Here is a 23,090-nt window from a genome sequence, read left to right as displayed (position 1 = left end):
TTCTTTCTGCGAAGTTCTGCTTCGCACCGTGGCGGCTGAAGTGCCTGCCGACAACGGTCTGGACGTTTTATTACTTTGCGGCAGGGCCTTCGGGATCTTCTCCGTTGACCTTGCGGTTGAACTTGTTCATGGCCGCCTTGACTCCCTCTTTGAGGATGGTTTCGACGGCCTTTACGGTTTCGTCAAGCACCAGGTCAAGCTCCTGCAACATCATGCGGCGCATGGGAGAGAGCAGGTAATCGACGCCGCCTGCCTTGATCTCGCGTCCGGTCTCAGTGGGCTGCTTGCCTACGCCGATGCGGATGCGGGTCCACTCTTCCGAGCCGAGCACACCGGAGATCGATTTGACCCCGTTGTGCCCGCCCGCCGAACCGCGCTCGCGAATGCGAAGCTGCCCGAGGGGGATGGCGAGCTCGTCGTAAAGGACGATGAGATCGCTTTGATGACTGAGCCCGAGTTCCTGAAGCAGGGCGGCTACGGAAAGCCCGCTGAGGTTCATGAAGGTTTCAGGCTTGGCCAGCAAGACTTCCTGGCCGGAGATAACGGCTTTGCCGGTGAGGGCTTTGCCGCGGCGATTGTTGACTGCTGTGCCGAAGACCTCAGCAAGACGGTCTATGGCGAGAAAGCCTGCATTGTGCGGCGTGAACTGATATTCGATTCCGGGATTTCCTAGACCGACAATCAGGCGCATAAGGCAGTGATGAGACAGGGGCGAAGCAGTGAACAAGCAGTGATGAGACAGTTGACGGAGCCCACCTTTGATGGATGGGCTCCGAGAGTTTACTTCTTCTTCGGTGCGGCCTTGGCATCTGCTGCCGGTGCTGCTGCGGCGGCGGCATCACCCTTGCCCTTCTTGGCTACTTCAGGCTCGGCTGCGGGAGCGACGGCGGCATCGGGCTCAACCTCTTCCTTGATGAGGGTGACGTGGGCTACGAGAGCGGTCTCATCGCCGAGGAACTTGATGGAACCGGAGTGCGGCAGGTCCGAGATGTGGATGGCGCCGTAGAGCTCGAGGTTCGCAACGTCAACGTCAATGTGATCCGGGATATCGGACGGGAGGCACTCGATCTCAACTTCGCGCATGATCTGATCGAGAACGCCGCCGCCGGTCTTGACGCCAACCGGGATGCCGGAGAGCAGGACGGGAACGGAGACGCGCATGGCCTTATCCATTGCGATGCGCTTGAAGTCGGCGTGGAGGAGCTTGCCCTTGATGGGCTCGTGCTGCCAGTCGACGATCATGGCCTTGGCGAGGGGCGCGCCTTCGACGTTAAGGTCGAAGATGGTGTTGTGGCCGGACTCGGAGTGGAGGATCTTGGTGACGACCTTGGGGTCGACGGTGACGGCGACGGCATCGATGCCTGCACCGTAGACAGTGGCGGGGATCTTGCCTGCGACACGAACGCGACGTGCGTGGTTCTTGTTGAACTTGCCGGTGCGCGGGGTTGCTACGACTGCTTCAAACTTCTGGGAGGCCATGATGTTTCCTTTCGGGCGCGGAAGAAGCAGGGACTAGAGCCTAGGGCCTAGCGAGCCGACTTGCTTTGCTCCGTTTGCGGCTGGGTCCGCCGGGTTCGTGTTGCGTTATCTAGTTGAACAAGGTGGAGACGCTGGTCTCCATGTGAATGCTTTCGATGGCACGGCCCAGAAGGCCGGCGATGGAGAGCACCTTGATCTTTTCCACCTTCTGCGCTTCTTCCCGCAGAGGAATGGTATTGGTCACGACCAACTGCTCAAGCCGTGAATTGGCGATGCGCTCAACGGCTGGGCCGCTGAGCACGGGGTGGGAGGCGCAGGCGTAGACCTTGGCGGCTCCCTGTGCCAGCAGCGCGTCGACTGTCTTGACGAGCGTGCCGGCGGTGTCAATGATGTCATCGAGGATGAGGCAGGTTCTGCCGCGTACATCTCCGATGACGTTCATCACTTCTGTGACGTTGATGTCGGTGCGTCGCTTGTCGACGATGGCCAACGGAACGTCAAGCTTTTTGGCGAAGAATCTCGCACGTTCTACTCCACCGGCGTCCGGGCTGACTACGGTCAGGTCGGGCAGGTTGAGGTCCCGGAAGTATCCGACCAGCACGGGGCTGGCGAAGAGATGATCGACCGGGATATTGAAGAAGCCTTGAATCTGCGCGGCGTGGAGATCGACGAGGAGCGCGCGGTTTGCGCCTGCGGTCGTCAGAAGATCCGCGACGAGCTTGGAACTGATGGCGACGCGAGGGCGGTCTTTGCGATCCTGCCGCGCGTAGCCGTAGTACGGGATCACGACTGTGATGCGCGCGGCCGAAGCCCGTTTGAGCGCGTCCATCATGATCAGAAGTTCAACCAGGTGTTCATCCACCGGAAAGCAGGTGGGCTGAATGACAAAGACGTCCGCGCCGCGAACGTTTTCGAGCAACTGAAAGTAGATCTCGCCGTCAGAAAATCTCTGCATCTTGGTTTCACCCAAGGGCACTCCGACGAACCTGCAAACCTCTTCCGCGAGCCCTCGATTGGCGAGACCGGAGAAGATCTTGAAACGTTTCGCCTCGCTGAGCCGGCCCGTACGCGGTTTGCGTTCGGTGCCGGCTTTTGCGGAGGCTGATGCCGCAGATAGTGTTGCCTGCGCGAGGTCCGAGTTGGCGTTCATCTCGTCGTCGCGCGCTAAATCAGGGGGAAGAACCGCAGGCGTGTCTTTTTGATTCACGTTTGAAAAACTCCAGGCTGTTTGACCTTGGCGGATCTCTGCTGCTTTATGTCTTCCGGGCAGGTTGGCCCGGTACTTCTGTTACGAAATAAGACTTCCGGTTCTTCTTAGGTCTGCTCTGTTACTGCTCACGGTGTTCTCGCGTCAATTACCAATGCTTTACTTCTTCGGCCGGGGCAGCTTGTTGGGCTGAGGGCGGCCAGGGAAATAACCCTGAGATTGCTTTCGTTCCTTCGTGGCGCAGTGCGCTTCAGATAAGAACGCTGGGTCGAGAGCGACTAACCTATCTGGCGATGTGCTGCCTGTCGATCCCCGGCGTTTTCTGGCTGGGCGACTAGGATTCGAACCTAGACTAGATGCTCCAAAGGCACCTGACCTACCGTTAGTCGATCGCCCAGTAAATCGGCCCGGAGGCTGGTGGCCTGTCCTGATCTACAGAAGTAGTTTACAAGATGCGGCCAGCGCGGGGAGATTACTCTGCGAACATGTCACTCCAGTAGAGAGGGCGTGGCAGAGTCGTCGTGACAAGTGCCTTGACGCCGTGCTGCTGGAGCCTTTGTTGAGCGGCTTCTGCGTGCGACTTGGACCGGTAAAGGCCGAAGAGGGCAGAGCCTGAGCCCGAGAGCGCCGCAATGATTGCGGAGTTCTCTTGTTCCGAAGGTCCCATCAAATGTCGCTTGATTTCACGCAGGGAGGGATACTGAGGAAAGACGACCGTTTCAAAGTCGTTTTCTATCCCGGTGCGGACAAGCGCGAGAAGGGAGTTCTCGGCCAGATCAATCTTGATTCCGCTCCTGTCCGTAGTTTCAGGACTGCGATGAAGTTGCTCATCTGGAGTTCCCTGCAATTTCTCAGGGCTGCCTGAGGCTACGCTCAGACTCGGTTCAGGAAAGATACCGGAGGCGCCAGACTGATTGCTTTCCATTTCGCCTTGGTAGCCGAAGACGGACGCGTAAGTGCGGCTCAACTCATTCATCGTATCGCGAATGGGCGGATTGTGCAAATCGGGTGCGGATTTGAACCGTGCGTCCCAGTCGCGGAAGGCCTGGGGGGTGGAGACGCCGACGTTCGGGAGGGCGATGACACAGGGAATCTCGGACTGGCCCTCAAAGGTGATTACGGGGGCGGGGGTGACGGCTTCGCCACGATTGGAGCCGAAGGAGGCGCCGCCGACCAGGAAAAGTGGGACGTCCGAGCCGACCTGGGCGGCGATCTCGAGGCGAGTTTCGGGCGGGATAGAGAGGCAGAGAGCCTTTTCAAGGCCGATGAGGGCGGCGGCGGCGTTGGCTGAACCCGCTCCCATGCCGCCCTGAATAGGAAGATTTTTCTGGATGTGGACGGTGACTTCCGCAGTGCGGTTGAGGACCGACAAGGCCTTGGCGACCATCTTCCAGACCGTATTGCGGGCGTCGAGGGGGACGCGCGGATCGTTGGAGCGGAGGGTGATGCGGGTGACGGCGGCGGGGCGGGCTACCAGAGCGATCTGGTCGTAGAGCGCCAGGGTCTGATAGAGGGTGACGAGGGAGTGGAAGCCGTCAGAGCGCGGTGGGCCGATGGCGAGGCCGAGGTTGATCTTCGAATAAGAGCGGACGTGGGTTGGCATGGTGACTTCTTCCGGTAAGACGTTCGGTGCGGCGGAAGGGCTTGGCATCGACAGGTTTAGAGCGCGGAGAGAACGACTGCGGCGACGGCGAGGCCAAGGAACAGGCTGCGCTTATCGGTGATGGCGTAGACGACAGGGTCTTCGTCGAGTTCACCCCTGGAGGCCTGGAGCCAGAGGCGGCTGAGCCAGAGGAGCAGGACGGGGACGAGGAGCCAGAGGCGGCCGGGATGATGGTAGAGGGCGGTATCGAGGTCCGAGATATAGAGGGTGAGGACTACGACGGAGGCGTAGGCGGAGGCGGTGCCGAAGCTGCGAAGCTGCTCGATATCCGAGATGAGGTAGCCGCGGCCGTTGGTGGGAGCCGATTCGCGGAGACGGAGGGATTCAAGTTCTGCGAAGCGCTTGACGAAGGCGAGGGAGAGGAAGAAGAAGACCGAGAAGCCGGCGAGCCACTTGGAGACCTCGATGCCAGTGGCGCCGGAGCCGGCGATGATGCGGACTGTGTAGAGGCCGGAGAGGACGATGACGTCGAGGAGGACGACACGTTTGAGCTTGAGGGAGTAGGCCGTGGTCGTGATGGCGTAAAGCAGGAGCCAGTTAGCGAAGCGGTACGGTTGCGGGAGACTGAGTCCGAAGAGTGCGACCAAGTTGGGGAGAAAAAGGGCTAGCGCGGCGGCGGCGGCGAGGAAGGCGAGAACGACCAGGCAGCCAGACATGGCGGAGAGATCGCCAGCGGCAAAGGGGCGGCGGCGCTTGCGATGATGGCGGCGGTCGGCTTCGAGGTCGAGGAGGTCATTGACTATATAGGTTGCCGAGGCGCAGAGGCCAAAGGCAACGAAGGCGACGATGGAACCGGCGAAGTGGGCGAAGGACCAGGCGTGGGCGAGCAGCAGCGGAAGAAAGATGAGGACGTTCTTTGCCCACTGATGGAGTCGGATGGCGCGCAGCCAGGCTTTTGCAGGGTTGGCGCGGTCCATGAAGGTCTGGGTGGGGGCAATGCGGGCGGCTTGGAGACCGGAGGCGAGGCCGGAGGTCGGGTTGGCGACCATGGGCTCCAGGCAGCGGGTGAGAATGGGCAGGTCCGGGCTCGCGTTGCCGATGTAGGAGAACTGCTCGCCGAACTGCTGGAGGAAGGCCTGGTATTTATTTTCGCCGGCGAGGTTATGGGAGCCGTCCGAGGCGAGGACCCCGGCGAAGATCTGGTAGTGGGCTGCGATGCGATCGGCGAGGGTGCGGTCCGCGGCGGTAGCCAGATAGATGGCGCGGCCCTGGGAGTGCTGGTGGAAGAGGAACTCCAGCAGCGGCTTGTTGTAAGGGAGGGCCGAGACGTCAAGCGAGATGGCGTTGGTGACGTGCTGTTTGAACGAGGCTTTGCCCTGGACGAGCCATCCGGGGATGGAAAGGAGGGCTCGCGGATGCTGGCGGGCCAGGACGAGGACTGAGTCAACGAGGGTGTCCGATTTGACGAGAGTGCCATCGAGATCGACGCAGAGCGGCAGCCTGCCGGGCGTGAGGATGGACTCGTTCGGATTGGAGCTTGGCATCAGAGCGGGACTCGGGGTTTGAAGTTTGCTGGCCGTCGTGGTGGGTCAGAGGCTTGGCTCCGAACTCGTACGATTATAGGGAGCAAGGCGGGTGCGTGGGGTGCGCGGGGCCGGTTGGGGTTAAATTGGAAACCTTCCCGGTGATGAAATCGTCATTGCATCTGTATCATTTACCTAACAGCCTGCATGTTGTCTGTAGCTTACCTGCTGCAATTCTCCGAGTTGCGCGCACGATTCGGCCCTCGCGCCGAGGAACGGTGACCAAAGTCTATGTCTGTTTCTCCCCTTGATGCACCGAAGAGCGAACACGAACAGGCCGCGTTGCCTGCCCCCGACGCCCAGAAGGCGCTCCCCGCCCCGCACGACGGTGGCTCACAAAAGAACGCTGGCGGAATCTGGCGCAGAGTTGTGCTGGTGCTGGTCCTTCTGGCCTGCTGTGCGTTCGGCTACTGGCGGATTCGCGGGAACAAGGCGGATGCTGCGAAAGAAGAGCAGAAGACTGCTGCGGCTGCGAATCGCGCCACGCCCGTAACTGTGGCCCCGGTGGCTGCGAAGACGATGCCGATCTACTTTACTGCGCTGGGCACGGTGACGGCTTACAACTCGGTGACGATCAAATCCCGGGTGGATGGCCAACTGCTGAGCGTGAATGTACGCGAAGGTCAGCAGGTAAAGCAGGGCCAGGTTCTGGCGATGATCGATCCTCGTCCTTATGCTGCGGCGGTGGCGCAGGCTGAAGGTCAACTGGCGAAGGATGAGGCCGCGGCCCGGAACAATGAGGCTGAGGCGAACCGATACCGCTCTCTCTATGAGGCGGGCGTGGTGTCCAAGGAGACGGAGCAGGCGCAGATCTCAAACTCTGGGCAGAGCGTGGGAACGCTGGATGCGGACCGCGCGGCGATCCAGGCGGCCAAAGTCAACGTGGCGTATACGCGGATTACTTCACCGATCAACGGCGTGGTGGGACTGCGGCAGGTCGATCCGGGCAATATCGTTCATGCTGCGGATTCAACCGGGTTGATCCTGGTGACACAGCTTCAGCCGATCAGCGTGATCTTTACGTTGCCGGAGGATCAGCTTCCCGAGGTGCTGAAGTTGATGCGCGCGGGCAAGAAGCTGGTGGTGGATGCCTACGATCGCAATCAGTCGACGCATCTGGCAACCGGTTCGCTGCTGACGATCGATAACCAGATCGATACAACAACCGGCACCGTCAAGGGCAAGGCCGTCTTTGACAATAAGGATGGCGCACTGTTTCCGAACCAGTTTGTGAACGTGCGGCTGGTGCTTGAGGAGCGCGAGAACTCCCTGGTGATTCCGGCGGCGGCACTTCAGACCGGCGCGGGCGGCAACTTCGTCTACGTGGTGAAGGAAGGCAATCCACCTCATCAGGCTGACGACAAGAAGAAGAAGACCGATGGTGATGGGGCTGCTGCACCGGAAGAAGAGGCTGCACCCGCAAGCGGGAAACCAGCTGGGCCAAAGTACTACGTCCAGGTGCAGAACGTGGTTGTGGATCTGACGGAGGGTTCGCAGATCATTCTGAAGAGTGGCGTCAATGCGGGTGATTCGGTTGTGATCGACGGGCAGGAGAAGCTGAAGCCGTATGGCAAGGTGGCTCCGAAGCAGGGGCAATCCAGCGCGGGCAGTTCAGCCGGTAAGAGAATGGGATCGGCCGGGGCTGCACGCTCCAAGGCCAGTTCCGATACGACCACGAGCCAGGCACCGCAACCGACTGCGGTGCCTGCGGGTCAGGCCGGGAGCCGCCCATGAGCCCTTCACGGCCATTTATCTTAAGGCCGGTGGCCACCTCGTTGTTGATGGTGGCCATTTTGCTTGCGGGCGCGGTCGCCTACATGCAGCTGCCGGTCTCCGCGCTGCCTGAGGTCGATTACCCGATCATCCAGGTGCAGACGTTCTATCCGGGTGCGAGTCCGGATGTGATGGCGAGCTCCGTGACTGCGCCGTTGGAGCGCCAGTTTGGCGAGATCCCCGGGTTGAAGCAGATGACCTCCTCCAGTTCCGGAGGCGGAAGTGTCATCACGCTTGAGTTCTCGCTCAATGAGAGCATCGACGTCGCGCAGCAAGATGTGCAGGAAGCCATCAACGCCGGCTTCACTTACCTGCCGAAGGACCTGCCGAACCCGCCGACCTACAGCAAGGTGAATCCGGCTGACGCGCCGATCATGACGCTGGCGTTGACCAGCAAGACGCTGCCGTTGAGCAAGGTCGAGGATCTTGCAGATACAGTTTTGGCGCAGAAGATCTCGCAGCTGTCGGGCGTTGGCTTGGTGTCCATTGCGGGCGGACAGAAGCCGGCTGTGCGGGTGCAGGCGAATCCGACTGCGCTGGCTGGTTACGGGCTGAGTCTTGAGGATGTACGAACTGCGCTGGGTACGGCGAACGTCGACCAGGCGAAGGGTTCCATCAGCGGTGCGCGGCAGATGTTTACGATCGGTGCAAACGATCAACTGCTTTCCAGCGCCGACTACAACAAAGTCATCATCGCGTATCGCAATGGCTCGCCGGTGAGGCTGTCCGATATTGCGAACTCGGTGGACAGTGCGGAGAACCTGTACCAAGCGGCTTGGATGGGAACAGCAGCTAAGCCTGCGACGAAGACGACCGACGCGCAGGATGCGGTACTTGATCCAGCGGTCATCATCAACATCCAGCGGCAACCGGGTGCGAACATCATCGGCGTCGTAGATGCGGTGCAGAAGATCCTGCCGCAGCTACGGACGTCCATGCCGAGCAGTGTGAACCTGGACGTGCTGACGGATCGGACGAACACGATTCGGGCCTCCGTGAAGGACGTGCAGTTTGAACTGGTGTTGACCATCGGGCTGGTTGTGATGGTGATCTTCCTGTTCCTGCGGTCGTTCTCAGCCACCGTCATTCCATCCGTGGCGGTGCCACTTTCGATCATCGGCACGTTCGGGATCATGTACCTGCTGGGCTACAGTCTGAACAACCTTAGCCTGATGGCGCTGACGATCTCGACGGGCTTCGTGGTCGATGACGCGATCGTCATGATCGAGAACATTGCGCGTTATCTCGAAGAGGGCGACACGGCGCTCGATGCTGCGCTGAAGGGTTCAGAGCAGATTGGGTTCACGATTCTTTCGTTGACGATCTCGCTGATCGCGGTGCTGATTCCACTGCTGTTCATGGGCGATATCGTCGGCCGGCTCTTCCGTGAGTTTGCTGTGACGCTGGCTGTGACGATCCTGGTGTCTGCCGTCGTTTCACTGACACTGACGCCGATGATGGCGGCGAAGCTGCTGAAACACACACCTGATTCTGAGCAGGGCAAGCTCTACCGCAAGTCGGAAGAGTTCTTTAAGTACGTCATCGCGAAGTACGGCACGGGCGTTCGCTTCGTTTTGCGGCACCAGGTGCTGACGCTGCTGGTTACGCTGGCGACGTTTGTGCTGACGGTCTATCTCTACATCATCGTACCGAAGGGCTTCTTTCCCGTGCAGGACACGGGCGTGCTGCTGGGCATCACCGAAGGTCCGCAGGCGATCAGCTTTCCTGAGATGGCTGACCGTCAACAGAAGCTGGCGAACATCATCCTGAAGGACCCGGATGTTGAAAGCCTTTCGTCGTTCATCGGGATCGATGCGACGAATACGACGCTGAACAGCGGGCGTATCCAGATCAACCTACGCGATCGGGAACAGCGTTCCGCGACTGCGACGGACATCATCGCCAGGCTACAGCCGAAGGTGGCACAGATTGAAGGATTGCAGTGCTTCCTTCAGCCTCTGCAGGACCTGACGGTCGAGGACCGCGTGAGTCGGACGCAGTACCAGTACACGCTTGAAGATGCCAGTCCGACTGAGCTTGCGACGTGGACCGACAAGATGGTGGCGGAGTTGCGGAAGCACAGCAGCGTGCTGATGGACGTCGCCAGCGACCAGCAACTGGGTGGGCTTGAGGCTCACCTGGTGATCGACCGCGATACGGCCTCACGGCTTGGAATCACGCCGCAGAACATCGACGATACGCTGGACGATGCGTTTGGACAGCGGCAGGTCTCCACGATGTTTACGCAGCAGAACCAGTACCATGTGGTGCTGGAGGTTGCGCCTAACTTCCAGAAGAACCCTTCGTCGCTGGATAACATTTACGTGAAGAGTTCGAATGGGACGCAGGTTCCGCTTTCAACCTTCACGCACTTCGTGCAGCAGACGGCTTCGCTGGCGATCAATCACCAGGGGCAGTTCCCTGCCGTGACGATCTCGTTCAACATCGCTCCGGGCAAGTCGATTGGCGATGCGGTAACGGTGGTGAATCAGGTGCAGGCCGACCTGCAGCTTCCGCCGAGCGTCAATGCAGAGTTCCAGGGTTCGGCTGCGGCGTTCGAGGCTTCGCTCTCCAATGAGCCATTGCTAATTCTGGCTGCGCTGATCGTGGTGTACATCGTGCTGGGCGTGCTGTACGAGAGCTATATCCACCCGATCACGATCCTCTCTACGCTTCCCTCAGCCGGTGTGGGCGCGATTCTTGCGCTGCTACTGTTTCATGTCGATCTGAGTGTCATTGCGCTGATCGGCATCATTTTGCTGATCGGCATTGTGAAGAAGAACGCCATCATGATGATCGACTTTGCGCTTGAAGCAGAGCGCGACCACGGCATGGAGCCGGAGGAGGCGATCTACCAGGCCTGCCTGCTGCGCTTCCGGCCGATCATGATGACGACGATGGCTGCGCTGCTGGGTGGTGTTCCGCTTGCGTTGGGTAATGGCACGGGTAGCGAGTTGCGCAGGCCTCTGGGTATTACGATCGTGGGCGGCTTGATCGTCAGCCAGGTTCTGACGCTGTTTACGACGCCGGTGGTGTATCTGTTCTTCGACCGCATCGGCCGGCGCTATCTGCACACGAAGGAAGCGGACGAAGAGTTCCGCCAGCATGCACATGAGGGTGAACACGCTCATGTTGCGGGCGATTGATCGAGCAGCGAAGGAATTGGGGTAAAGGTGGATTCACGATACGCACAACCCGGTGACCGGACGCCTGAAGATCACGAGCGCGCAGGCGATGCGGCGAAGCTTTCAGGCCACGACCAGACTCGCGGGGGTGATCGTGCGCCCGGCGATGGCGCAAAGAGCGGTGATCAAGCTCGCTTTAATGAAGGTTTCGCAGGAGAGCAGGAGCCTTTGGGCGGAGACGGGGATGAGGGTGGGGTTCACTTCTCTGCTCCGTTTATCCGGCGGCCTGTGGCTACGTTTCTGCTTTCTGTGGCGATCATCCTGGCTGGCGCGGTAGCGTACAAGCTGCTGCCGGTTTCAAGCCTGCCGCAGGTAGAGTTTCCGACCATCAGCGTGGGTGCTGCGCTGCCGGGGGCCGATCCTGAGACGATGGCTTCGGCCGTGGCTACGCCGCTGGAGCGGCAGTTCAGCCGGATTGCCGGCGTGAACCAGATGACCTCGTCTTCGGGCGAGGGATCGACCTCGATCACGCTGCAGTTCGACCTGAACCGCGATGTAAATGGTGCCGCGCGTGATGTGCAGGCGGCTATCAATGCGGCTCGGAGTCAGTTGCCGGCGAACCTGCCTTCGAATCCGAGCTACCGCAAGATCAACCCGGCGGATGCGCCGATCGTCATGCTGGCGTTGACGTCCGACACGATGACCGTGCCGCAGATGTACGACCAGGCCGACTCCATCCTGGCGCAGAAGATCTCGCAGGTGGATGGGGTGGGACAGGTGTTCGTTGGCGGCAGCGCGAAGCCTGCGGTGCGCGTCGAGGCCAACCCAACGCTGCTGGCCGGGTATGGCCTGGGGCTGGAATCGCTGCGGACGGCGCTGGGGCAGGTCAACGTCAATCAGCCGACCGGCTATACGAACGGCGCTGCCCAACGCATCAGCATTACGACCTCCGACCAACTGTTTGGGTCCGAGGCTTATAAGCCGCTGATCATTGCGACGGATAAGGGGCCGGTGAGTTCGGCGACGGCTTCGTCCGGGCTGCCGTCCAGTGTCGCTTCTGCCGTGACCTCGAATGCGACCTCTGCGAACAGCACCACTGCGGCTGCAGTCAGTACGAATGCGGCTGTCAGTGCGACACCGGTGGCGCAGGCGGCGGTGACCGGGTCCGGTATTTCTTCGCACGGTGTGGTGCGGATCAGCGACGTGGCTGAGGTTGTCGACGGGGTCGAGAACATCCAGACGGGTGGGCTGTTCAACGGCAAGCCTGCGATCCTGCTGATCGTCTTCAAGAGCCCTGGGGCCAACGTGATCTCCACCGTGGACAACGTGCTGGCGATGTTGCCGCGGCTGAAGGCCTCCGTGCCGCCAGCGATCAAGATCGAGGTGGCGCTGGATCGTACGACGACGATCCGGGCTTCCGTGAAGGATGTGACGCGGACTCTGATCATTTCGATCGTGCTGGTGATCCTGGTGGTGTTCGTGTTCCTGCGCGAAGTGCGCTCTACGCTGATTCCCAGCGTGTCCGTGCCCCTGAGCCTGATGGGGACGTTCGGGATCATGTACGTAATGGGCTACACCCTGGACAACCTGTCGCTGATGGCGCTGACCATCTCGACGGGCTTCGTGGTGGACGACGCGATCGTGGTGATCGAGAACATCATGCGGCACCTGGAGATGGGGCTGTCTCCGTATGAGGCTGCGATGGTGGGGTCGAAGGAAATCGGCTTCACCGTACTCTCCATGAGCACGTCACTGATTGCGGTGTTCATCCCGATCCTGCTGATGGGCGGGATTGTGGGGCGGCTGTTCCGCGAGTTTGCGGTTACGCTTTCGGCGGCGATTCTGGTCTCGCTGGTGGTGAGCCTGACGACGACCCCGATGTTGAGTGCGAAGTTTCTGAAGGCTCACTCCGAGGGCCGGCATGGACGCCTGTATGTTTGGGGCGAGAAAGCGCTGGACTGGATGACCGGGGAGTACGACCGGGCCCTGAAGGCAGTGTTGAAGCGTCAGCCGCTGATGTTGGGCATAACGGTTCTAACCTTCCTTCTGACGGTGTTTCTCTACATCATCGTGCCGAAGGGCTTCTTTCCTCAGCAGGATACTGGACGGCTGGGCGGACAGATTCGCGGGCAGCAGGATGTCAGCTTCGACGCGATGAAGATCAAGGCGACGCAGATGGTGGACATCGTTAAGAAACAGGACGGCGTTCAGAACACGATGATGTTCCTGGGCGGCGGCGGGCCGGGCGGCGGCGGTGGCAACCAGGCCAGCATGTTCATGTTCCTATCTCCGGATGAAGAGCGGCAGAAGAGCGGGCAAAGTGCTGAGAAGATCATCAACGATCTGCGGAAGAAAACATCCGGCATCCCGGGAGTGCAACTCTACTTGCAGTCTTCGCAGGAGCTGAACATTGGCGGGCGCGGTTCGGCGACGCAGTATCAGTACTCGCTGACCAGCGAGGATCTGGACCTGCTGAACGAGTGGTCTCCGAAGCTGATGGCGGCGATGGAGAGGATTCCGCAACTGAAGGACGTGGCGACGGACCAGCAGCAGCAGGGTCTGCGGACGCAACTGGTGATCGACCGGGATACGGCGAGCCGTCTGGGAGTCTCGGCGTTGACGGTCGACTCGACGTTGTCCGACGCGTTTGGGCAGGCGCAGGTTTCTACGATCTACGAGACGCTGAACCAGTACCACGTTGTGATGGAGGTTGCGCAGCGGTTCCAGCGCGACCCGGATGCTTTGAAGAATATCTACGTGAAGAGCACGACGGGGGCGATGGTGCCTTTGTCGGCTATCACGCACTATGAGACGTTGCGGATTCCGCTCTCCGTGAATCACCAGTCGCAGGTACCGGCTACGACGTTGAGCTTCAACCTGACCCTAGGGGCCAGTTTGAGCGATGCGACGGCGGCGATCGAGGATGCACGGGTGGCGATCGGGATGCCGTCAGAGATTCACGGCGGATTCCAGGGCACGGCGCAGGCCTTCCAGGCGTCTTTGTCCAGTGAGCCGATGCTGATCCTGCTGGCTCTGGTGGCGGTGTATATCGTGCTGGGCATCCTGTACGAGAGCTTCATCCATCCTTTGACGATCCTTTCTACGCTGCCTTCGGCGGGCGTGGGTGCGCTGCTGTTCCTGCTGCTGTTCAAGGTAGACCTGAGCGTGATCGCGATGATCGGGATCATTCTGCTGATCGGGATCGTGAAGAAGAACGCGATCATGATGATCGACTTTGCGCTGGTAGCGGAGCGGGAGCGGGGTAAGACGCCCGAGGAGGCGATCTACGAGGCTTGCCTGCTGCGCTTCCGGCCGATCATGATGACGACGATGGCGGCTCTGCTGGGCGGTCTGCCGCTGGCTCTGGGGACCGGGACGGGCAGCGAGTTGCGGCGGCCGCTGGGGATTACGATCGTCGGCGGGTTGATGGTGTCGCAGGCGCTGACGCTGTTTACGACTCCGGTGGTGTATCTGTTCTTCGACCGGCTACGGGCTCGGATACAGCGGGCGCTGGGGCGGACGGAGAAGATGCAGCGGGTTGGAGTGCTGCCGAGTGAGCAGCACCAGACCGTTGCGGGGGATTGAGGATCGGTTTAGCGGGGTGGATCATGAGACCGGTTGTGGTCGTAGGGAGCTTGAATCTGGACCGGAGTTTCCGGCTGGCTGAGGCGGCGGCGGCGGGCAGGACGCAGACGGCCATCGGGTATGCGGAAGGGGTTGGTGGTAAGGGGGTAAATCAGGCTATGGCGGCAGCTCGGCTGGGGGCCGAGGTGCGGATGATGGGGTGCGTGGGGCGGGATTCCGCTGGGGAGGTTCTGCGGCGGGCGCTGGGGGAGGCCGGAGTTGGGGTGGAGGCGGTCGGGACCTGCGTTGAGCCGACCGGTACGGCGACGATCCTGGTGGGGCCGGATGGGGAGAATACGATTGTGCTGGTTCCGGGGGCGAATCATGTGTTTGGCGCCGAGGATGTTGAGCGGCAGCGAGGGTTGCTGGTGGGGGCGAGCATCGTGCTGGTGCAGCTCGAGACGCGGATGGAGGTCCTGGCGAAGGTGGTGGAGATTGCCGGGTCTGCGGAGGTTCCGGTGATGCTGGATCCGGCGCCAGCGGCGAAGATATCGGCGGAGGTGCTCCGGGGGTTGGCGTGGTTTACACCGAATGAGACGGAGGCAGAGTTCTATCTGCGGGATACGGGATGGGTGGGGTCCGCTCCTGGCATGGAGGAGCAGTGCCGGTATTTCCAGGGGTTGGGCCCGAGGAATGTTCTGCTGAAGCTGGGTGGGGCAGGGGCGGCGATGCTGACGGAGGATGGGCGGTTTGTGCGGGTGGCCGCTCCGCAGGTGGCGGTCGTGAACACGACGGGGGCCGGGGACACGCTGAATGGAGCTCTTGCAGCGGAGCTTGCGCTGGGCTGTGGGGCTGAGGCGGCGTTGCGGTTTGCTGTGGCGGCGGCCTCGCTTTCCACGACACGGGACGGAGCTGCAGAGAGTCAGCCGACGAGGAGTGAGGTCGAGAGCTTCGCGGTGAGAGCGAACGACCTATGACCTTCTTGTGAGGGCTTGTTCCTATGCTTGCGGGGTCCCGGGGGTGTCTGAAGGACAGAGCGCAAGGTAGCCGCCCGGCCGACGGCGATTCAACCTCAACTCTCCGTGACGACAGCCAATGTCTGAGAGGAAAGCTCCAAGTCTTCGAGTACCTGGCATTGCGCTTCCAGATCCTCTGCGACCGCTCGTGCATATTTCAGGAAGTGGTTCGCCGAAAGCAGGACCATGAAGGCCAGCCACATCTTTGCCGGCTGAAGAGCCCATCGCCGAATCGCCGTTAGGAGAAAACGCCAGTAGGCCAGGCGATAGTTGGAACAGACGCCCTGTTGCCAGATGGACTGAACAAAGACGCGGAGGTTATAGAGCAGAGGCAGCTCCGGCGGCCTCTGTGCGGGACGGGGCTTCCAGGACTCCAGGGAGCGCATTGCCCGTCCGAAGTAGTTTGCGGGGGTGTACAAGCCGGTCAGCAGGGTGCTCAATCCACGCAACAGGACGGGGAGAGGAAGCACTGTTTTGAAGTTTGGAGCACTGAAGTTGGTGGTTGCCGTACTGTCTTCAATCAGCCTTCCTTCCCGCTTCATGCGGTCGAAGAGCGCGGTGGTGGGAGGTGCCTGGAGGACGCCGGCCATGGCCCAGGTGATAGCGGTCTTATCGATAAACTGCAGCTGCCGTTCAAAGATCGTTTCATCGTCCGAATCAAACCCGACGATGAAGCCAGCCAGCACCCACAATCCGCTTTCCCGGATCTTGCTGACCTGGGTGACGAGGTCGCCGCGCAGATTCTGGAACTTCGACGATCCTTTCAATGCTTCGGCCGATGGTGTTTCGATCCCGAGAAAGACGTACATGAAGTTGGCCTCAACCATGGAGGCGAGCAGCTCAGGCTTGTCCGCCAGATCGATGGAAGCCTCTGTGTAGAAGGAGATGACACGCTTGCTGCGGTCCTGCCAGGCGGCGAGCGAGTGGGTGAGTTGCAAGGCAAGCTTGTGATTGCCGATGAAGTTGTCATCGACGATGAAGACCTCATTGCGCCAGCCCAGCGCCAGCAGCGCGTCCAGCTCCGCGATGAGCTTCTCCGGCGGCTTTGCCCGCGGACGTCTTCCGTAGATGGTGATGATGTCGCAAAACTCACATTGAAAAGGGCACCCTCGCGAGAACTGTACCGACATGGAGGTGTACTTGTTCATGTGCAGAAGATCAAAGCGGGGTATGGGACTGACTGACATATCCGGCTTGTCAGCGACCTTGTAGATGGCCTGTGCGGAGCCCTGCTCGAGTTGATGCGCAATGTCTCCGAAGACCTCCTCCGCTTCACCGACGAAGACATGGTCGGCCTGGGTGGTCAGGAACTCAGGTTCGCTGCTGGCCCATGGGCCTCCGATGAAGGTTCTCCGTCCGAGACGGCGAGCACGGGAGAGGACGTCCAGTGTGTCGATGCGTTGCGCCTGCATGGAACTGACCATGACGAGATCTGCCCAGAGGAGGTCCTCCTCCCGCAGTTCCTCAAAGGACAGATCCAAGAGTCGAATGACCCAGGAGGAGGGACAAAGAGCCGCGACGGTGATCAAGCCGAGCGGCGGCATGACCGACTTCTCCGGCACCATCTCCAGGACACCCTCAAAACCCCAGAATGAGGGTGGAAAGCGGGGCCAGACCATCAAAGCCTTGACCTCTTTGCCAAGCGGCTCAAAGTGCATGGTTGGGATGTCGTGGGCGGAGGGAGAGATCTGCTGAAACGGGTCGTTCAAAGAGGCGAGCATGGGCGATCTCCGGCAAAACGTGACCGCCATCTTTTGTGTCGCAGGCGGGATCAATTCAGTCAACTTCACACGGCGTGGTCATGGAGCAAGGACTGAGCTTGTATCCAACATGCTCTTCGTCCCTGAAGGTACCACGCCCAGAGCTTTGAGCCCTGTGTCGATATGACGATTCGTGTTGGGGCAACTGAGTGCAGAAGGAAAGGGAGAGTCTCCTCAGCAAGGGCAACAAGATGGAACGGACCATGGCAAGAGCAGATGCGGAACTTGTCGGAAGGCGGTGGGGCCGGCAAGCTCAAAGTTGAAATGCCATGCGTATTAACGGGGCTGAGGCTGAATCTTGGGTAATATTGTCTGCCTGGGGCCAAACAGGATTTTAAGGAAGCGCCGAACGGGTGCGCTTCAGTGGATGGTTAGCCGTGATGGCTTAGAGCAATGACTCTGACAAGACGTTTGTAGATAGAGCGTGCGAGGAAGCCACGATGGCGGTCGATTTTTTTCTGGAACTTGATGAAATTAACGGTGAATCGAAGGACGCTAAGCATACGGATCAGATCACGATTCAGTCATTCAGTTGGGGCGCGAGGCAGCATACGTCGGTGTCCGGGACGGGCGGGTCGGGTGCGGGTAGGGCAACGCTGGCCGATCTGATGGTGACGAAAGAGTATGACGCGTCAAGCGGGCCGATCTACAAGGCACTGCTGCTGGGCACTCATATCAAGACGGGAGTTCTGTCGGCGGTGAAGTCTGGCGGCGATGGTTCGGCGTTTCTGACGATCTCTCTGGGAGAACTGTTTATCACTTCGATTCAGATCGGCGCCTCAAACGAGACGCCTACGGAGAGTGTGACGTTCAGCTACAACCATATCGAGACCGCATATATGCAGCAGATGGAGAACGGTCAGATCCAGGCCAAGGCTCCGGTGATCTATGACCTGAAGGCTAATCAGGTCAGCTAAATGGGGAGCTAGGCTAAACAGTGAGGGGACCACGATGGATCGTGGTCCCCTTTTCCTGTATTCGGGCTAGACGAGAGCGGGTTCCTGGAGCTTGGGGCTGGTGGAGATGGCCATGCCTTCTGCTTCGGACTCTGTTTCAGGGGTTGCGTCGGCTGCGGGGGCCTGGGGGAAGTAGGCGTTGGCGAAGTACTGGCCAAGCATGCGGTCCGTGTTGAAGAAGCTGCCGTTCATGGCGATGCAGTGCTGCATCATGCGGGCCCAGGAGTTGGGCTTGGCGAAGAGGGGGGCGATGCGCTGCTCGAGCTTGTCATAGAGGCTGGTGGCTTCGGCGGCGTCAGTGTCGCCGTCGTCGATGGCCCAGCCGGTGACGTCTTCGGCGCAGCCCTCGATCCACCAACCGTCCAGGATGCTGAGGGAGGGGACGCCGTTGAGGGCGGCCTTCATGCCGGAGGTGCCGGAGGCTTCATATGGGCGGCGGGGGGTGTTGACCCAGACGTCTACGCCCTGGGTGAGGGTTGCGCCTAGCTCCCAGTCGTAATTCTCGAGATAAACGATGCGGAGGGAGTTGGACTTGATCTTACCGGCGATCTCAAAGACCTCACGGATGAGGCCCTTGCCGGCGGCGTCGGCGGGGTGGGCCTTCCCGGCGAAGACGATCTGGAGGCCGCCGATCTTCTGGGCGATCTTGAGGAGGCGCTTGGGATCTTCAAGGAGGAGGCTGGCACGCTTGTAGGTGGCGACGCGGCGGGCGAAGCCGAGGGTGAGGACGTTCTGGTCGAAGTGCTCGCCGGTACGGGCTGCGATCTCTTCCACGAGCTTGCGCTTGTTGCAGGCGTGGGCGTTGGCGATGCGCGCGGGCTTGATGCCGTAGACGGAGCGGAAGTACTGGTTGTCATGACGCCAGCGGGGGATTTCTTCGTCGAGGACGTTCTGGAGCTCGGGGCCGATCCAAGTGGCGGCGTGGACGCCGTTGGTGACGGATTCGACGTGGTAGTCCGGGAACATCTGCTGGGAGACTTTGCCGTGCTGCATGGCGACGCCGTTGACCCAGCGCGAGAAGCGGAGGGCGACGTAGGTCATGTTGAGGAGATTGTTGTGGAGACAGCCGAAGCGCTCGAGTGCCTTGCCGCGCTCCTGGCCGAGGATGGCGTACATCTGGTCGAGACCGAACTGGTCATGGCCGGCGGGGACAGGGGTGTGGGTGGTGAAGACGCACTGGCGGGCTACGGCGAGGCGATCGTTTTCGGTCGCGGTGGAGAGGGCCGCGCCGGGGGCGAGGCGGTCTTCGAGCAGGCCGAGGGCGAGGAGGGCTGCGTGGCCCTCGTTCATGTGATAAACGGCGGGTTCACAGCCGAGCTTGTGAAGGAGGGTGACGCCGCCGAGGCCGAGGACGGTCTCCTGGCAGAGGCGGTAGTAGGTGTCGCCGCCGTAGAGGTGGTCGGTGAGGCGGCGATCGAAGGGGTCGTTGCCTTCGACGTCGGTATCGAGGAGGAAGACGGGGATGATGTGGCCGGCGACGCCGACGACATCAAAGCGCCAGGCGCAGATCTTGATGGTGCGGCCCTGCATGGTGATGGAGACGGTCTCGCCCGCGGTGGGGAGGGTGTCCGGGGACCAGGGGACGTCGGTTTCGGTCTGCTGGCCGTTGGCGTCGAGGAACTGCTTGAAGTAGCCGCGGCGGTGGACGAGGGAGACGGCGACCATGGGGGCGCCGGTGTCAGCTGCGGAGCGGAGGGTGTCTCCGGCGAGCATGCCGAGGCCACCGGAGTAGGTGGGCAGGGCCTTGGCGAGGGCGATCTCCATGGAGAAATAGGCGATGGAGCGGGAGGAGAGGTCGGGCGCGGTCACTACAGGGGCCTGGGAGGTTGGAGTGGGCATGCTGGGGGTGGACCTCTTTTTCATCGTTTCGCCTCGGACGTTCGGGGCCCGGTGGACGTTGGGATAGGGTTCAGAATGATGGAGTTCCGGGCTGGGTTTGGCCGGCCTGGAGACGCTGGGTGCAAATCTGTCTTTCAAGGGTAACAAACGGGTAAATCGTTTGATTGGGATTGTTCCGCAACTTTCGGGGGATGAACGTGGGATTGAGCGTAAGCTAAGGGGCTTAGGTTATTACGGAGCGATAAGGGATCGCTCCGGTTTTCCGGCGTTCGCCTCACGGTGTACCCGATGGATCATGAGCCTCGTCACGTTCACGGTTTTTACGCGGAGGTTGAAGTGATTGCGGATCTTCGAGCGGATGGGCAGGTTGCGCTTGCCGACAGAACGGACGCGGTCAGGCCGAGCAATGGAAGCATGGCTGACGTGCGGCATGTGCTGAAGACTGCTGCCGTCCACTTCAAACAACTGGTAGTTCTTTGGGAGAAACATCATGGCTGAACATGGAGTCGTTACAACCGACGCGGAGATTGAAGCTGCCTTGAACAGGGCCAAGGTCCATGACAACGATCCGCTGGCAGTGACGGTTGAGCATGTGCAGGATCTGAGGTTGCTGATTGTGGGATTGAGCAACGGGAGACGGCTGGTGCTGCCGATGGAGGATCTGCAGGGACTGGGCTCGGTGACTCACGAGCAGATACAGAACTATGAACTGCTGGGCCGGGGAAGCGGGATCAGCTTCCCTGATCTGGACGTCGATCTGTATGTGCCTGCGTTGATCGAAGGGGTCTATGGAAATCGGCGATGGATGGCTATGCTGGGACGGAAGGGTGGGTCTGTCCGGAGTGAGGCAAAGCGGATGGCGTCCAAGACGAATGGAGCCAAGGGTGGGCGGCCGAAGAAGGTTTCGGCCGCGAGCGCTTAGAAGAGGTCGTGGGTGGCGAAGCCGAACTTTGAGAGGAAGCCGATGACCAGGGCGAGGAGGAAGGCGAGGGTGGTCCAGGGGGCAGCGGTGGAGATGCGCTTGCGTGCGGCTTCTATGAGGATGACGAGGACATAGACGGCAAAGGCGAGGAGGAGGCCGTCGGCTTTGAAGTAACGGGTGGAGGTGAGGGTGGGGTGGGTGACGAACCAGCGGAGATGGGTGGGGTCGAAGAGGCCGCCGAGGATGGAGCCTACACCGAAGACAACGAAGAAGAGGAGGAATTGGAGGAACGTGGAGATGGCTTTTTTCATGAGGTGTGCTTCCTTATACGGTTGGGGGCTGTGGAAGGATGCTGGTTTTGTGACAAGAGCAAGTGCAACGGCAACTACGGAGATTCTCCGCTTCGCGCAGAATGACGGCTAGAACGAACAACGGCGAGTGCAAGAGCAAGTACAACAGCCAATACGGAGGTTCTGAGCTTCGCTCAGAATGACGAACCTTTATTTATGGGTCAGAGGGAGGACTCGAAGAGTTGGAAGCGGTGTTCGAGTTCCCATTGCTGGGCGGCGCGGGGGCTTGATTTGAGGAAAGAGCCGCAGACGAAGGTGGTGGTGGGGGAGCCGATGGCCTGGCCGATGCAGGCGAAGTTGAGGGTGGTGAAGTCGTCCGGGTGGGCCCAGAGGCTGGGGCCGGGGAGGAAGGAGTGCTCGAGCGAGGTGCGGGCGCTGCGCTTTAGGTCCGGGTAGGTGAGGTTGAAGTCCTTTACCGCTCGGGCGTACTCGTGGGTGAGATCGATACGAGAGACGCCTTCGTCATCCGTGGAGAAGGCGGTGGGGACGTGGGCGGCGCGGTAGGCGGGGAGCGAGTGGTAGTTGGTGGAGACGCCGAGGATGCCGTCGTTGGAGGTGAGGTTGATCTCCACCATGATGTGTTTGTCCGCGAGCTCTTTGAGGAGACCCTTGGAGTCTGTCTCGTACATGACGTCCACGCCATGGCCGATGCGCTCTGCGTGGCCTAGCTCGACCGCCTGGCGGATGTGGAAGGAGAGGCCGGCGGGGGGGACCATTCCGGGGGCGAGCTCGCCGGCGTGGAGGGAGATGTGGACGCGAGGGTAGACGGAGTGGAGGTAGTCCAGCATGAGCATCTGGCGGTGATACTCGCTCATGGCCATGTAGTTGTCTTCCGGCTGGACGAAGTTGAGGCCTACGACGTTGGCGTTGGGGCCGGAGGCGAGCTCGGCGTCGGCGACCTCAAAGGCGAGGAGGGTTTGGGCGAAGACCTGCTGGGCGGGGAAGGCGCGGAGGACCTGATAGAGGAAGCGGATCTGGACTGCGCAGGCGGGGGCTGCGGTGGGGGTTCCGCAGTGCTCGATCTGGCGGCGATCTGCGAGGGCCTTGGCGAACTCGGCGCGGTCTGTTACGACCTCATCCTTGAGGCCTGAGGCGAGGAGCTTATCGCGGAGGTCTGCGAGCTCTGCGGGCAGGGTGCCGGTGGTGTCGTCCGGGACTGAGGTGGCGGCGGTGGTGACGATGCGGGGGGTGGGGGCGGTGGGCCAGCCGAGCTTGTAGCCGAGGGCTGCGGCCTTGGAGAAGGTGGGGGTCTCCATGATCTCGAGATACTGCTCGTTCTGGGCGGCGGCGCGGGATGCGACCTCGTCGAGCCACTCACCTTTGTGGGTTTTGGCGATGCCGCCGAACTTTTCGAAGGTGTCGAAGAACTGGTCATGGCCAGTATGGCCGGGGGTGGGGACGTAGGCACGCATGGAGAAGGAGTCGACGAGCGCGTCGTAGAGATGCTGATTTTTGAAGGCGGTGGCGGCTAGGACGTTGTCCGGGGCGCAGGTGGGATTGGGGGTGTCAGTGCCGATGCTTTTTGCGAAGGCAAGCTTGATGGGGTCTACGCAGAGATTGTCCTCTGCGGCGTCCTTGATGAAGGTCTCGGCGTAGATGGCGCCGGAGAGGTGCATGTGGAGGTCCGCGCCTTTGGGCATGCGCTCCAGGAAAGAGTGGAGGGCTAGCGGGCTGAGAGCTTTGGCGCTCTCAAAGGCTTGAGTGGCGCGGCGCTCCGACTGGTTGGCAGGGGCAATGTGGTGCGCGGGCTGGGCGAAGGCAGATACGGCAAGGCCAGAGGCCAGAAGAATACAAAGACTTTCACGCATAAATGAAGTTTATGCGAAAGGTTGAGGTGCGGATAGAAAAAGCAAGGCGTAACGGGGATAAGACGGATCAAGACGGGATAAGGACAGATAAGACAGGCGACGGCT

The 23,090-nt window shown here is 60.8% G+C and carries 16 protein-coding genes and 1 tRNA gene; 6 read left to right on the top strand and 11 right to left on the bottom strand.

Going from position 1 to position 23,090, the window contains the following annotated elements:
- Nucleotides 1-70 precede the first annotated feature (70 nt).
- The 6 genes from pth to ACIX9_RS01570 all read right to left on the bottom strand — a co-directional run bounded on the left by pth (nt 71) and on the right by ACIX9_RS01570 (nt 5,833).
- Nucleotides 71-691: an aminoacyl-tRNA hydrolase gene (gene pth, locus ACIX9_RS01595; RefSeq protein WP_013578721.1), complete on the bottom strand. Its 621-nt coding sequence runs from the start codon at nt 689-691 to the stop codon at nt 71-73.
- Between the two features lie 89 nt (nt 692-780).
- Nucleotides 781-1,479, bottom strand: coding sequence for a 50S ribosomal protein L25 (locus ACIX9_RS01590; protein WP_013578720.1), 699 nt, complete (start codon nt 1,477-1,479; stop codon nt 781-783).
- Nucleotides 1,480-1,588: 109 nt separating this feature from the next.
- Nucleotides 1,589-2,686 carry a ribose-phosphate diphosphokinase gene (locus ACIX9_RS01585; protein WP_013578719.1) on the bottom strand — a complete coding sequence of 366 codons (1,098 nt, stop codon included), beginning with the start codon at nt 2,684-2,686 and terminating at the stop codon, nt 1,589-1,591.
- A 323-nt stretch (nt 2,687-3,009) separates the two neighbouring features.
- Nucleotides 3,010-3,083, bottom strand: a tRNA-Gln gene (locus tag ACIX9_RS01580).
- A 75-nt stretch (nt 3,084-3,158) separates the two neighbouring features.
- Complete coding sequence (locus tag ACIX9_RS23365; protein WP_232298767.1) at nt 3,159-4,337, bottom strand: 4-(cytidine 5'-diphospho)-2-C-methyl-D-erythritol kinase; 1,179 nt, start codon at nt 4,335-4,337, stop codon at nt 3,159-3,161.
- 8 nt (nt 4,338-4,345) lie between these two features.
- Entirely contained in the window at nt 4,346-5,833 is a 1,488-nt protein-coding gene (locus ACIX9_RS01570) for a UbiA family prenyltransferase (protein ID WP_013578717.1), read from the bottom strand.
- Between the two features lie 270 nt (nt 5,834-6,103).
- On the opposite strand from ACIX9_RS01570, the gene ACIX9_RS01565 reads away from it, so the two are divergent.
- The 4 genes from ACIX9_RS01565 to ACIX9_RS01550 all read left to right on the top strand — a co-directional run bounded on the left by ACIX9_RS01565 (nt 6,104) and on the right by ACIX9_RS01550 (nt 15,311).
- Entirely contained in the window at nt 6,104-7,606 is a 1,503-nt protein-coding gene (locus ACIX9_RS01565) for an efflux RND transporter periplasmic adaptor subunit (RefSeq protein ID WP_013578716.1), read from the top strand.
- Entirely contained in the window at nt 7,603-10,791 is a 3,189-nt protein-coding gene (locus ACIX9_RS01560) for a multidrug efflux RND transporter permease subunit (protein WP_013578715.1), read from the top strand. Before ACIX9_RS01565 ends, ACIX9_RS01560 begins: the two co-directional genes overlap by 4 nt.
- A 207-nt stretch (nt 10,792-10,998) precedes the next feature.
- Nucleotides 10,999-14,355 carry an efflux RND transporter permease subunit gene (locus tag ACIX9_RS01555; protein WP_013578714.1) on the top strand — a complete coding sequence of 1,119 codons (3,357 nt, stop codon included), beginning with the start codon at nt 10,999-11,001 and terminating at the stop codon, nt 14,353-14,355.
- Between the two features lie 23 nt (nt 14,356-14,378).
- Nucleotides 14,379-15,311, top strand: coding sequence for a ribokinase (locus ACIX9_RS01550; RefSeq protein WP_013578713.1), 933 nt, complete (start codon nt 14,379-14,381; stop codon nt 15,309-15,311).
- 95 nt (nt 15,312-15,406) lie between these two features.
- Here the strand turns inward: ACIX9_RS01550 and ACIX9_RS01545 are convergent, their stop codons facing one another.
- Nucleotides 15,407-17,071, bottom strand: coding sequence for a B12-binding domain-containing radical SAM protein (locus ACIX9_RS01545; RefSeq protein ID WP_013578712.1), 1,665 nt, complete (start codon nt 17,069-17,071; stop codon nt 15,407-15,409).
- A gap of 479 nt (nt 17,072-17,550) precedes the next feature.
- On the opposite strand from ACIX9_RS01545, the gene ACIX9_RS01540 reads away from it, so the two are divergent.
- On the top strand, nt 17,551-18,027 hold the full coding sequence (locus ACIX9_RS01540; protein ID WP_013578711.1) for an Hcp family type VI secretion system effector: 477 nt from the start codon (nt 17,551-17,553) through the stop codon (nt 18,025-18,027).
- Between the two features lie 66 nt (nt 18,028-18,093).
- Here ACIX9_RS01540 and glgP read toward each other — a convergent pair whose 3' ends face one another.
- Nucleotides 18,094-19,929, bottom strand: coding sequence for an alpha-glucan family phosphorylase (gene glgP / locus ACIX9_RS01535; RefSeq protein ID WP_013578710.1), 1,836 nt, complete (start codon nt 19,927-19,929; stop codon nt 18,094-18,096).
- A gap of 207 nt (nt 19,930-20,136) precedes the next feature.
- Nucleotides 20,137-20,397, bottom strand: a complete 261-nt coding sequence (locus ACIX9_RS26660; protein WP_232298766.1) for a hypothetical protein — start codon at nt 20,395-20,397, stop codon at nt 20,137-20,139.
- Here ACIX9_RS26660 and ACIX9_RS01525 point away from each other — a divergent pair.
- On the top strand, nt 20,396-20,827 hold the full coding sequence (locus ACIX9_RS01525) for a DUF2442 domain-containing protein (RefSeq protein WP_013578708.1): 432 nt from the start codon (nt 20,396-20,398) through the stop codon (nt 20,825-20,827). The genes ACIX9_RS26660 and ACIX9_RS01525 overlap by 2 nt on opposite strands.
- Here ACIX9_RS01525 and ACIX9_RS01520 read toward each other — a convergent pair.
- Both ACIX9_RS01520 and ACIX9_RS01515 read right to left on the bottom strand, forming a co-directional pair.
- The gene (locus ACIX9_RS01520) at nt 20,824-21,138 is read right to left on the bottom strand and encodes a hypothetical protein (protein WP_013578707.1); all 315 of its coding nucleotides are present in this window, start codon (nt 21,136-21,138) and stop codon (nt 20,824-20,826) included. The two genes, ACIX9_RS01525 and ACIX9_RS01520, sit on opposite strands and share 4 nt — an antisense overlap.
- A 200-nt stretch (nt 21,139-21,338) precedes the next feature.
- On the bottom strand, nt 21,339-22,985 hold the full coding sequence (locus ACIX9_RS01515; protein WP_013578706.1) for an adenosine deaminase family protein: 1,647 nt from the start codon (nt 22,983-22,985) through the stop codon (nt 21,339-21,341).
- Nucleotides 22,986-23,090: the final 105 nt, after the last annotated feature.

Origin of the sequence: Granulicella tundricola MP5ACTX9 (genome assembly GCF_000178975.2) — a bacterium.
Lineage (GTDB): Bacteria > Acidobacteriota > Terriglobia > Terriglobales > Acidobacteriaceae > Edaphobacter > Edaphobacter tundricola.
Note: the sequence above shows the minus strand (reverse complement) of the source record. Positions and strands in the feature narration are given on the sequence as shown.